Source organism: Thomasclavelia spiroformis DSM 1552, from assembly GCF_025149465.1.
GTDB lineage: Bacteria > Bacillota_I > Bacilli_A > Erysipelotrichales > Coprobacillaceae > Thomasclavelia > Thomasclavelia spiroformis.
Window position 1 is genome coordinate 1,379,367 of the sequence record NZ_CP102275.1, and the last position, 12,032, is coordinate 1,391,398.

12 protein-coding genes, 1 pseudogene and 1 other annotated feature are annotated in these 12,032 nt (G+C 29.2%); of the genes and pseudogenes, 4 read left to right on the top strand and 9 right to left on the bottom strand.

Annotated elements, in window-relative coordinates; genetic code table 11:
* Positions 1–88: 88 nt before the first annotated feature.
* A pseudogene (locus NQ543_RS06425) lies at positions 89–1,138 on the bottom strand (CapA family protein).
* Positions 1,139–1,242: 104 nt separating this feature from the next.
* Here NQ543_RS06425 and NQ543_RS06430 point away from each other — a divergent pair.
* Entirely contained in the window at positions 1,243–1,692 is a 450-nt protein-coding gene (locus NQ543_RS06430) for a GNAT family N-acetyltransferase (protein ID WP_039904092.1), read from the top strand.
* 172 nt (positions 1,693–1,864) lie between these two features.
* On the opposite strand, the gene NQ543_RS06435 is transcribed toward NQ543_RS06430, so the two are convergent.
* The 3 genes from NQ543_RS06435 to NQ543_RS06445 form a co-directional block, all read right to left on the bottom strand.
* A complete protein-coding gene (locus tag NQ543_RS06435) occupies positions 1,865–3,061 on the bottom strand; it encodes an IS256 family transposase (protein ID WP_259935251.1) in 1,197 nt (398 codons plus the stop codon).
* Between the two features lie 260 nt (positions 3,062–3,321).
* Positions 3,322–3,537 carry a hypothetical protein gene (locus NQ543_RS06440; protein ID WP_259935252.1) on the bottom strand — a complete coding sequence of 72 codons (216 nt, stop codon included), beginning with the start codon at positions 3,535–3,537 and terminating at the stop codon, positions 3,322–3,324.
* 378 nt (positions 3,538–3,915) lie between these two features.
* Positions 3,916–4,260, bottom strand: coding sequence for a PD-(D/E)XK nuclease family transposase (locus tag NQ543_RS06445; protein ID WP_259935253.1), 345 nt, complete (start codon positions 4,258–4,260; stop codon positions 3,916–3,918).
* Positions 4,261–4,630: 370 nt separating this feature from the next.
* Between NQ543_RS06445 and NQ543_RS12110 the strand changes: the two genes are divergently transcribed.
* Positions 4,631–5,080, top strand: coding sequence for a DUF6431 domain-containing protein (locus NQ543_RS12110; RefSeq protein WP_004608838.1), 450 nt, complete (start codon positions 4,631–4,633; stop codon positions 5,078–5,080).
* A gap of 114 nt (positions 5,081–5,194) precedes the next feature.
* Complete coding sequence (locus NQ543_RS06450) at positions 5,195–6,598, top strand: ISL3 family transposase (protein ID WP_259935254.1); 1,404 nt, start codon at positions 5,195–5,197, stop codon at positions 6,596–6,598.
* 127 nt (positions 6,599–6,725) lie between these two features.
* Here NQ543_RS06450 and NQ543_RS06455 read toward each other — a convergent pair whose 3' ends face one another.
* The 5 genes from NQ543_RS06455 to NQ543_RS06475 form a co-directional block, all read right to left on the bottom strand.
* Positions 6,726–7,835 carry an aminotransferase class I/II-fold pyridoxal phosphate-dependent enzyme gene (locus NQ543_RS06455; RefSeq protein ID WP_004609172.1) on the bottom strand — a complete coding sequence of 370 codons (1,110 nt, stop codon included), beginning with the start codon at positions 7,833–7,835 and terminating at the stop codon, positions 6,726–6,728.
* Complete coding sequence (locus NQ543_RS06460; RefSeq protein WP_004609173.1) at positions 7,835–8,563, bottom strand: amino acid ABC transporter ATP-binding protein; 729 nt, start codon at positions 8,561–8,563, stop codon at positions 7,835–7,837. Before NQ543_RS06460 ends, NQ543_RS06455 begins: the two co-directional genes overlap by 1 nt.
* Complete coding sequence (locus tag NQ543_RS06465) at positions 8,556–9,239, bottom strand: amino acid ABC transporter permease (protein ID WP_004609174.1); 684 nt, start codon at positions 9,237–9,239, stop codon at positions 8,556–8,558. The genes NQ543_RS06460 and NQ543_RS06465 overlap by 8 nt, the downstream gene beginning before the upstream one ends.
* Positions 9,240–9,257: 18 nt before the next feature.
* The gene (locus NQ543_RS06470) at positions 9,258–10,031 is read right to left on the bottom strand and encodes a substrate-binding periplasmic protein (RefSeq protein ID WP_039903739.1); all 774 of its coding nucleotides are present in this window, start codon (positions 10,029–10,031) and stop codon (positions 9,258–9,260) included.
* A 51-nt stretch (positions 10,032–10,082) separates the two neighbouring features.
* Positions 10,083–10,289 (bottom strand) — a binding site (T-box leader).
* A 52-nt stretch (positions 10,290–10,341) separates the two neighbouring features.
* On the bottom strand, positions 10,342–10,590 hold the full coding sequence (locus NQ543_RS06475) for a hypothetical protein (protein ID WP_004609176.1): 249 nt from the start codon (positions 10,588–10,590) through the stop codon (positions 10,342–10,344).
* A 111-nt stretch (positions 10,591–10,701) separates the two neighbouring features.
* On the opposite strand from NQ543_RS06475, the gene eno reads away from it, so the two are divergent.
* Entirely contained in the window at positions 10,702–11,973 is a 1,272-nt protein-coding gene (gene eno, locus NQ543_RS06480; protein WP_004609177.1) for a phosphopyruvate hydratase, read from the top strand.
* Positions 11,974–12,032: the final 59 nt, after the last annotated feature.

Consider the following 12,032-nt stretch of genomic DNA (forward strand, 5'->3'; position numbering starts at 1 on the left):
AAATTCTACCTCCTAATAATCCAATCAACAAAATAATATAACCGCTATATAAAAAATAAAATAACATTTTAATCACGACAATTACCTATTAATAACTATACCTTTCTATTTTCTTTAAAACTCGATCTTTTTCATCACCCTGTAAAATCATCGGTTGATAATTATTTCTATTACTTGCTGAAGTAATTGAACAAGGAATGATTTCATAATTACTATCATTATAAACACCATCAACAAAATTCATTGTAATCGAATAAATCATCGTATCACTATCACTAGGATTACGATTACCTCCAAAACAAAAATTACCTAAAGAATAAACAATATGCTTACCATTATACTCTTCAATTCCCTGCAAAACATGAGGATGTGCTCCAACTACTAAATCCGCTCCACTATCAATAGTAAATTTTGCAAGATTACGTTGATCATCATTAGCATAATATTCTCATTCTATTCCCCAATGAAAATATACAATAACCACATCGACTTCCTGATTCATTTTTAAATCATCAATTGCATTTTTTATTGTCTTTCGTCCCTGTTCATTATTCATTGACACCGACATCGAACGATACCCTAAAAAACCTATTTTTATCCCTTTTACTTCTTTAACAAAAGAAGCTTCATAACCAAAATATCCAATTCCTTTTTTATCAAGTACAGCTTTAGTATCATCCATACCTTGCTTATAATAATCTTCTGAATGATTATTAGCTAAACTTACAGCTTCAATACTACCATCTACTAAAATATTTGCATACTCTTTTGAACCCTTAAAAGGAAATTGCTTTTCAACATGTACAGTTGCACTAGTTAATGGTCCTTCAAGATTAACAACAGTTAAATCATCACTTTCAAAAACGCTTTTTACATTTTTTAAAAAATATGAACTATCTTTCCCATTTTTTTCATATTCTTGATCAAACGAACCAGAATATGCCTGGTTAGCATAATTGCCTAATGTAAAATCACCAGCAAAACTTAATTTAATACTTGTTTTAACTGGCTTTTTTTCTACCATTGTGTTACTTGCTTCTTCTTTTTTTGTTTCAGTCTTTTTAATTTCTTTGTTGTCATTACCAAAACATCCCGTAAGCAAGCATAGCATTGCTATTAATATTAGTATCTTTTTCATAACTGTTCTCCTTTTAAATAATTATATCAAACCATATTATCACTTTAAATACCATATTGTTATTTATGGTACTTTAATTTATAATACTGCTAGGAGTGATTGAAGTGATTAAAGAAATAATAAACAAATTAGATTACGATAAGTTATTAACTCAAAGTGATCCAAATATTAATTTAGTTAGAGATTATCTAGAACATGGTAGTTTATATGGTTATTTTGTTAATAACGAACCAGTATCATTTATTGCTGTTGAAATAATTGATGGTAATGTAGAAATTAAAAATATTTTAACATTAATAGAACATCGTGGTAATGGATATGCAAAAGCGCTAATAAAATTCGTTGAAAAAACATATAGTAATTATGATACCTTTTTATTATCAACAGCAAATTCAAGTTTTGAAAACATTACTTTTTATACCCGTCTAGGTTATGTATATAGCCACCGTATTGAAAATTTCTTTTTGGATTATTATCCAAAAGAAATATTTGAAAATCAAATGCAGGCAATTGACCTAATGTACTTTAAAAAAAGCATTAAAAATATAAATTAGAGCCTGTAAATTATTTTGTGTAAAGTCTATTTCCAATGATAGAATTGAGCCTGTAAATTATTTTGTGTAAAGTCTATTTCCAATGATAGAATTTGATGGGTAACTGTATTGAGTAATCATACAGTTACTTTTTTATATCATATCATAATATATTTAATTGTAAACGTTCTCGTTAAAGCCTCCCTTCAAAGATGATTTGAAGACTAGAATATATAACTCCCCAATTACCATATGGGACATTCCATTTACTTGTTATTTTATCCTGAGCTAAGTACAAAGATTTAAATAAACTTTCATCTGTTGGGAATACTGTTCTTATTTTAGTAAACTTTCTAAATGCACTATTCAGACTTTCAATTGCATTCGTTGTGTACATGATTTTTCTTAGTTCTGGAACATAATTAAACATATTACAAACTTCATTCCAATTATCTTCCCATGGCTTAAATGCATACGGATATTTATCTCCCCATTTATCTTTACACTTATCTAGTGCTTCTAATGCTTTATCACCTGTAGATGCTGTATATACTGTTCTTAGATCTTTACAGAATTCTTTTCTATCTTTATAACTCAAGTATTTACATGAATTTCTAATTAGATGAACTATACATCTTTGTTGTACTGTATTTGGGAATGCTGATTCAATTGCCTGTTTAATACCTGGAAGACCATCACTACAAATAATTAATATATCCTTAACTCCTCTATTCTTTAAATCAGTTAGTACTGATAGCCAGAATTCAGCTGTTTCGTTTTCGCCAATCCAAATACCAAGTATTTCCTTATATCCATTCTCATTAACCCCTAAGACAACATATGCAGCTTTTTTGGTAACCATATTATCTGCTTTAACATTAAAATGAACACAATCAATAAAGACTATTGGATATACAGTATCTAATGGTCTATTTTGCCATTCTAAAGCTTTAGGTATAATTTTATCTGTTATTTTACTTATCATAGCTGCACTAACTTCTACACCATAAATATCTTTAATAGTATCACTGATATCTCTTGCAGACATACCACGGGCATATAAGTTGATAACTTTGTTATCAATATCACTAATATCACGATTGTGTTTTTCTATAATAACTGAATCAAATGATGAGTTTCTATCTCTTGGAATATTTAAATCCATATTCCCTTGAGATGTTTTAACTGTTTTTTTGTAAGTTCCATTATGATAATTAGTTTTATCTGTTTTTTGATCATACTTGTCATATCCCATATATTCATCAAATTCAGAGTTCAACATATCTTGTAATGTTTCACCTAATAAGTCTTTTAATGCATTAGTTATGTCAGTAGGTGATGTAACACCATACTCATCAATTATATATTTAACTATATCTTTTTTACTCATAATAAAAATCCTCCTTTGGCAGTTAATTTAATTCTACCATTGGTGGATTAGTTTACACAAAATTATTTACACTCTCATAAATTAAAATAAATATTCTTTTTACTATAATTATCATCCTTAATATTGCGTAATTTGACTTTTATAACCAAAATAAATATGATTATTTACCAATCCAATATACCAAAAAGACAATGTTCATTTTGAACTATTGTCTTTTTATACTTAACTTAATTAATTTTTTCCAACCACTTTTAATCTTACTATTTTAAAAATCCCTTAATTTCATTGATACTTCGATTATCTAAGATCATTTCAAATATCTTATCATATTTTTCACTATTTAAATTTTCTAAAATACTATCATCTTCTTCAGGATAGTATTTATTAAATAACTGTTTTGTCTTCTCTTTACTTTTTTCTATGATTCCTTGCATAACTCCCTGTTCAATTCCTTCTTTTTTTACTTTTTCATACATGTCCTGTTTGTCTCGTTCATTCGCCCAGCGATTTAAGCTCCTTTTATATGCCATGTCTCTTAACTGTTCATCTTAGTTGAATCTGTCTATCTTTTCTTTCATGATCTCTACCACCTTGTTATCTTCTATTCTTATTATATCATCGGTTATCCCGTTTTCAAATATGTATATCCCCTTTTCTATTTCACTGAATTCTTCTAGTTTTTTTTGTTTCTTAATTAGATTGATATAGGGCATTTGGACATATACTCTGGTTAGTAGATTATATTTTTCAAGTTTCCCTTCTTCATTTCTGCTTTCATAGCAATCATATAGTTTTAAGTTTGCTTTATCGATATCATCGATAAAGATTATCTGATATACATGATTGATATTTTTTTAATAATCATCTCCTTCTTTTTCCTGTCTTGATAACAATGATGCGCCATATATTTTAAATCTTTGATACTGATTTTTAGAAAATGCAGAATACTGCATCTCAATATTAACATAATCATCGGTATTGGTTTGTACTCTAATATCTAAAAGCATATCTTTATCTTCAATATTTTCAACGACAAGATCAAGACTTAAGATCGTAATTGATTTACAGCTGATATTTAAAATGCTTTTAATAAAGAGTTTAAGTAAATAAAAGGAATCAGGATCTTGGTCATTACCAAGAGAGTGTTTGAACATGAAATCATTTTTAAAATCATAGATTTTATCTATTCGTTTAACCAATTTGATTACCTCGTTATCTTATACTTTTTTAGTAATCATTTTTCTTTTTTTATTTATATTTTTATAAAATAACTAGAGTTAATGGTTATAGTAAAATATTAAAAGATATAAATCTAAGCATACAAAAAAGACAATCACATCAATTTAACTGAGTTATTGTCTTTCTATTTAGACTATCTAATCTTTTACGGGGTTTTAATGAGCACTCAAATATATAGGGGTGCTCTTTTATTATAATTATTTATATTCTTTCCATATTCACGGGGTTTTTGATAAAATTATTTTATCAGTTTATCTGAAATTTTGAGAAAGAAAAAAGGATGCATACTTTCCTACCACAGTCTGTATACATCCTTTCCATAAGAACAATATGATAATAACCCATTTTAATAAAAAAATCAATACTATTCTTCCTGACCTGAATAAATTAGAAGCTTTAATATCCAAGTCATATAACGATTCCGTTAATTCTTTAAATTTTGATAATATTCTATGTCCTAACTGTCATGGTTCTTTATGGATCAGACATGCCTACTACTTTCGTACTATCTTTATTTTCAATCAAAAAATTAGAATCAGAATCACTCGCATCATGTGCAAATCCTGCGGTAAAACACATGCTATCCTGGCTGAAGATATGATCCCTTTTATTTCCTTGACTTTTCATGATCTTTATAAGATCGTCATTACTGCCCTCCCTATCCTCAACTCATCTCACTTTTATTACCTTAAGCATAAATTTTCCTGTTTTATCGATGATTATTTTGTTTTATGTAAATTTAATTCCAGAAATCTCCCCGTTATTTTTATAACCACATAACTTTTATATCTTCTTTCCTTTTTTGGTTCTATTATTTACCTGTAAACAAAGAAAGGAGTGTATATTTATTTATGAAATTATGTTTATTTTTTTATGATATGGCGGTGATGCTTCATGTGTGATACTTCTACTGTGCCTAAAAACGTTATTAGCCAGAATGATTTCCTTCAGTTCTTCAATCTTGAAAATAAGGATATTGAATCATTCGCCATCTCTCATCAAAAGGACGACCTTCATATAGCTGTAACTCTTGCCAGAAAACCGCATCGGTGTCCTGTATGCCTCAATATGACTGACCAAGTTAAAGATTACTCCACAAAAACCATCACTCATTCTGTTTTGACCAGTCATAGATGTGTGATTGATTATCGAGCCAGAAGATACAGATGCAAAAAATGCAATAAAACATTCTATGAACTTAATCCTTTTTCTGTTGCCGGTTCACGAATCTCCTTAGCGACTGTATATAATATCCTTAGAGATTTGAAGCATCCTGCTGCAACATTTAAAGATGTAGCTCAGCGTTATCATATTTCACAGACAACTGCCGCTCATATTTTTGATTCATTTGTCTGCATGTCAAGAAGGCAGCTTCCTCAATATCTGTGCATTGATGAAGTTTATGCTTTTAAATCCGAAAAAAGCAGATACATCTGTGTTCTTCTTGATTTTCAGTCACAAAATATCGTTGATGTACTTCCATCAAGAAGAAAACAGGTACTGATGGATTATTTCTTTAATATTCCTTTATCAGAAAGAAAAAAAGTTAAAGTTGTATCATTCGACATGTGGGAATCATATCGTGTTGTTTCTAAAATTATGTTTCCTGATGCCTTATGTGCTGTTGATCACTATCATGTCAAGCAGGAATTTCACAGAAAACTGGATAAAGTAAGAATCAATTCCATGAATCGCTATTACTCCAGAAAAAATTACCTTAACAAAAAAGAAAACCTTACCGAAGCTGAAAAAAATGAATTATCAGAAGTATCCAGACATTATTATGTTTTGAAAAAATTCCACTGGATGCTCTTCTCCAATAACAACAAGTGCATATACGATCCCAATGTAGAAAAGAAATATAATAAAGTACTTCAGGGATATTTCAACTACTATGATATTTTTGACTATATGATCAGGGATGATCGGGAATTAGATTTAGCTTATGACCTTAAATATCAGCTGGATGTTTTTTACAGGGATTCTTCTTATGACAGTGCCAAAAAAAATATCGACGAACTGATTACCCTATTTAAAAGCAGTCCTATTAAAGAAATGAAAGATTTTGCAAATACATTTACTAAATGGAAACGGGAAATCGTCAATTCATTTATAAGAGCAGATGGGAAACGCATTTCCAATGGAATCATTGAAAATAGAAATAAATCAATAAAATTACTCAAACATAGTTCAAATGGATATCTTAACTGGCATAGATTTAAAAACAGGGTCATGTACTGCCTCAATGATGATGCCACATATCACATGTATCCAATCAAAAATACAGATATCAAATAAAAGTACATTTTCTCATAGAAAGATACAAAAAAACGGGGAACAACTTTTCCCCGTTATGATTTAGTATCTAAAACCCCAGAACCCCAGGTTATTTTAGATTGCCTCTATTTATAAACATAATTAAATTTTAATCATCTTTATGTAACCATTTAGAAAATAATTCTAAACCTATTTTAATATCTTTACTGTTGTTTGCAAAACCAAATCGCAAATGATATTCCTGATTAAAACAAGCTCCTGGTACAAAAAAGACTCCAGTATCTTTTTGTAATTCAATACAAAGCTCTTTTGATTTTATCGGTAATTTATACTTTAAAAAGGCAATTGTTCCAACCTTAGGTACAACACAATCAACCAACGGCTCTTTTTCTAACCAATCAATTAAAATTTGTCTATTAGTTTCAATAATTTTTCTACTTCTTTTTAAAATCTTATCGTAATTTTCAACTACAATCGTAGCTAAATAATCATTAATATAACCGGTAGAAATAATATGATAATCACGACGATCATTAATCATTTTAATAATCTTATGATTAGCTTTTATCCACCCTATTCTAAGACCTGCATATGAAGTGATTTTTGATAAACTACTAGTTGCAATACCTAAATCATACAAATCACTAATCGACACTTCATCATCACTTAACCCTTGGTACACCTCATCACAAAGAATATATAATTGATGAGCTTTAGCAATTTCAATTAACTTCATTAAAAATTCTTTTGAAAACATTGTACTTGTAGGGTTATTTGGATTAACTAAACAAATCATCTTTGTATTGTCTTTAATTGCTCGTTTAAAATCATCAAGATCTGGTAACCAATCATTTCCTTCTTTTAATTCAACCAAACCTGTTTCTACTCCAAATGATTCTGGAAAAGAATACATCTGTTGATAAGTTGGCGTTATTGAAATAAGATGATCACCTTTTTCAAGCAAACTAATTAACACTAATTCATTAGCATTAATGCACCCATGACTAATTGCAATATTATCTAAATCACCTGTTTCATATAATTTTGCAATAGCCTTACGTAACCTTTTACTTCCTTCTATTGGACCATAGTCCAATTTGGTATTCAATAAATCATTAATTACTGCATCTTTATCCTCGACCATTTTCAATAAATCATTAACATTCATTGAATCAACACATGTTTCAGCAAGATTATAACGATAATCTTTTTCATGTTCGGTCATCCAAGCTTCAACATCAAAAAAATCAATTTTCATTAATGCATCACCTTACTAAGGAATTCTTTAGCTCTTGAAGTTTTAGGATTAGTAAAAAATTCTTTTGAATCAGTTTCTTCAACAATTTTACCTTCTTCTAAAAAAACCACTCGATTTGCCACTGTTCTAGCAAAGCCCATTTCATGAGTCACAACAACCATCGTCATTCCTTCTTTAGCTAATTCTTGCATAACTTCTAATACTTCAATAACCATTTCTGGATCTAACGCACTAGTTGGTTCATCGAACAACATAATTTCAGGATTCATACATAAACTTCGAGCAATTGCAACACGTTGTTTTTGTCCTCCTGATAGCTTATTTGGATAAACATCTTTTTTATCTAACAAACCAACACGTTCTAAATATTTACAAGCAATTTGTATAGCTTCTTCTTTTGATTTATTCATCACATTAATCGGTGCTAATGTTAAATTTTCTAAAACTGTCATATTAGGAAATAAATTAAAGTGTTGGAACACAAAACCCATTTTACTTTTTAAACGAGTATAATTTTCTTTATCGTTTTCATCAAACAATTCACCACTAACATAAATTTTTCCACTTTCTGGTTTTTCAAGCCCGTTAATACATCTTAAAACTGTACTTTTACCAGAACCAGATGGCCCAATTAAACAGACAATTTCACCTTTTTTTATTTCCAAAGAAACGTCATTAACTGCCTTTAAACTATTAAATTCTTTAACAATATGTTCTACTTTAATCACTTACAGCCAACTTCCTTTCTATCTTTTTAGCAATATATGAAATAGTCAATGTCATAGCTAAATAATATAATCCCGCTAAACAATAAGGCGACATAAATTCATAATATTGATTTCCAATTACCTTTGCAGAATTCATCAATTCTACTGCTCCAATTACACTAATTAAAGAAGAATCTTTAATTAAAGTAATAAACTCACTTACAAGTGGTGGAACAATTCTTTTAAAAGCTTGAGGTAAAATAACAAATCTCATTGTTTGCCATCTTGAAAGTCCTAATGTTTGACAAGCCTCCCATTGACCTTTATCAACACCATTAATTCCACTTCTAATCAATTCTGTAGTATAAGCACCACTATTGATACTCATCGCCACAACCCCAATTAAATAATAATTCATTCTAAATACATTTCCAGTAATTTCAGTAATAATAATTGGGACTACATTGAAAATAATCATAATCTGTAATAACATTGGTGTTCCACGAATTACTTCGACATACACATTAGCTATTGCTCTTAAAATTTTATTGTTTGAAATTTTTGCTGAAGCACCTAATACCCCAAATACAAAACCAATTAAAAGGGACAGAGCTGCGATTCCAAGTGATGTCATTGCCCCTTTTAAAAGAAATAATAAGTTTTCTGGGGTAAAGATACTGTCGAATGCACTAAACATATCTATCCCTACCTTTTTTTAATTTTCTAATTGTTTTAAACCATATTTTTCACATAAAGTTTTATAGTCATCGCTAGCTAAAAACTTATCAATACATTTATTGATCATATCGATCATTTCATCATTTCCTTCTTTAGCGATAATATAATTTTTTTCATCCAATAACGATTCTTCTAACATTACAAAATTTTGTTCTTTTACATAATTTTGTGCAACAGCTAAATCAACAACAACTGCATCATATTGTTTACTAGTTAAAGAACTAAAAATTTCTTGAACATTAGTTACTGAAACAACATTTGCATTTTTAATTTCTTTAGCAGCTTTTTCACCAGTTGAACCACTTTGTGCTGCAATTGTTTTACCTTCTAAATCTTTGACTGTTTTAATATCTGAATCTTTATCAACAACAGCAACTTGAGCTGTAGCTGTATATGGTTTTGACCAAGCTACTTTTCTAGACTTATCATAAGTAAATCCAGATACACCAATATCAACTTGTCCTCCTTGAACTTGAGAAACAATATTTTCAAAACTCATACTATGCCAAACAAATTTATATGTTGTATCTCCATCATTTAAATATTCTGGAAATAATGCAATCATGTCAGCATCAAATCCAACAATTGTCTTACCATCTGTATCTAAAGATTCATATGGTGGATAATCTGGTGATACAGCTATATTAATTTCTTTTACATTTTCTTCCTCACTAGCCTTTTCTTCACCACCACATGCTACAAGTGTAAATACCATGATTCCTGCTAATAATAACTTAAAACATTTCTTCATTTTTTTCACCCTTTCCTGATTTTAGCAAAATAAAAAGTCTCCTGGCATTTGCCAAGAGACGAATTATCCGCGGTACCACTCTTATTGATATAAAGATTTATATCCCCTCTTGTCTGTAAAGTAGACTTACTTACTGCCCTACTATATTCAAGCAATCCTCTACAAAGTGCGGTTCGTCTAATTTTGTTTACTGATCTTCCACCACCATCAGCTCGCTAAAAAACGCCATCAAACTACTCTCTTTATCAATGAGTTTCCAATATTTATCTATATTATATAAAAATTTGTTTCAATGTCAATAATTTTTTAACTATTTTACTTTTAGAAATTTATGATTAAATTTGTCAATTTTCCCACACACTTTTTCAAGCGGTGGATTAAGAGCTTGCATCTGCTTTAAAATATTATCTAATTGTCCATTAGTCTGTTCAATAACATTTATTTTTTCTACATGTTTTTTTTGATTCAAACGTTTTTTTTCACTACTATAAAGCAAGAAAAAACATCCTAAAACTAACAAACCAAAAATTCCTATAACCATCAATATTCCACTTATCATTTTACATCACCACAAATAGTATAACACATTTTTATAATATCTAAATCATTAAATTATAAAAAATGACTAAAACCATACAATTGTTCCATAATATAAATGAGGTGAAAAAATATGCCATATATAAATAATGTATATGCAAGACAAGTATTAGACTCACGTGGATTTCCAACAATTCAAGTTGAAGTAACAACTGAAAGTGGTTTTTGTGGTAGTGCAATCGTTCCTAGCGGTGCATCAACCGGTAAATACGAAGCTTTAGAATTACGTGATAATGATGATAGTCGTTATTTAGGTAAAAGTGTATTTAAAGCTGTAAACAATATCAATGATACAATCAACAAGCTATTAAAACAAAAAAATGTTTTATCACAACGAGAAATTGATATGACTATGATTCGCTATGATAATAGTGAAAATAAATCTAAATTAGGTGCTAATGCTACACTTGCAGTATCTTTAGCCGTAGCTAATTGTGCTGCTAATTATTTAGATATCCCTCTTTATCGTTATTTAGGTACTCCAAATACTAGAGTTTTGCCAACTCCAATGATTAATATTATCAATGGTGGAAGTCATGCTGATAATTCATTGGATTTTCAAGAATTTATGATTATGCCTATTAGTGCAAATTCATTTTATCAGGCAATGGAGATGGCAACCAATGTTTTCCATACCTTAAAAGCAATTTTAAAAAGAGCTAATTTAGCAACATCTGTTGGTGATGAAGGAGGTTTTGCTCCTAATCTAAACAGTAATGAAGAAGCACTAGAATTAATTATTAAAGCAATTAATGAATGCCATTTACAACCTGGAAAAGATATTGCTATTGCTTTGGATGTTGCAGCTAGTGAATTGTACCATAATGGTGTATATACAATTAATAATCAAGATTATTCAACTAAAGAATTAATTGTATATTATGAAAAGCTTATTTCTAAATATCCAATCATTTCAATTGAAGATGGACTTGATCAAGAAGATTATAGCGGTTGGCGTGAATTGACTAATAAATTAGGTGATAAAATTCAATTAGTTGGTGATGATTTATTTGTAACTAATACTAAACGATTACAACGAGGTATTGATGAACACTATAGTAATAGTATTTTAATTAAACTAAATCAAATTGGTACTTTAAGCGAAACTTTAGATTGTATCGAACTTGCGACTAAAAACAAGATTGCACCAATTATATCTCATCGCTCTGGAGAAAGCGAAGATACATTTATTGCCGATCTAGCAGTAGCTTTAAATATTGGACAAATCAAAACTGGTTCAATGTCTAGAAGTGAACGTATTTGTAAATATAATCGTTTATTAAAAATCGAAGATGACTTAGCAGGTTTTTCTTGTTATCAAGGTAAAATAAAAAAGGGGCTGTAACGAATAAGGATTTTTAATCTTTAGGCGTTACGCCTTTTTTTGCTTGATACAGTATATTT

Excerpts from the sequence above, each read along its gene's own strand:
- NQ543_RS06465 (WP_004609174.1), bottom strand. The coding sequence starts at position 9,239 with ATGTTTAGTGCATTCGACAGTATCTTTACCCCAGAAAACTTATTATTT.
- NQ543_RS06435 (WP_259935251.1), bottom strand. The coding sequence starts at position 3,061 with ATGAGTAAAAAAGATATAGTTAAATATATAATTGATGAGTATGGTGTT.
- NQ543_RS06450 (WP_259935254.1), top strand. The coding sequence starts at position 5,195 with ATGTGTGATACTTCTACTGTGCCTAAAAACGTTATTAGCCAGAATGAT.
- NQ543_RS12110 (WP_004608838.1), top strand. The coding sequence starts at position 4,631 with ATGATAATAACCCATTTTAATAAAAAAATCAATACTATTCTTCCTGAC.
- eno (WP_004609177.1), top strand. The coding sequence starts at position 10,702 with ATGCCATATATAAATAATGTATATGCAAGACAAGTATTAGACTCACGT.
- NQ543_RS06455 (WP_004609172.1), bottom strand. The coding sequence starts at position 7,835 with ATGAAAATTGATTTTTTTGATGTTGAAGCTTGGATGACCGAACATGAA.
- NQ543_RS06470 (WP_039903739.1), bottom strand. The coding sequence starts at position 10,031 with ATGAAGAAATGTTTTAAGTTATTATTAGCAGGAATCATGGTATTTACA.
- NQ543_RS06475 (WP_004609176.1), bottom strand. The coding sequence starts at position 10,590 with ATGATAAGTGGAATATTGATGGTTATAGGAATTTTTGGTTTGTTAGTT.
- NQ543_RS06440 (WP_259935252.1), bottom strand. The coding sequence starts at position 3,537 with ATGTATGAAAAAGTAAAAAAAGAAGGAATTGAACAGGGAGTTATGCAA.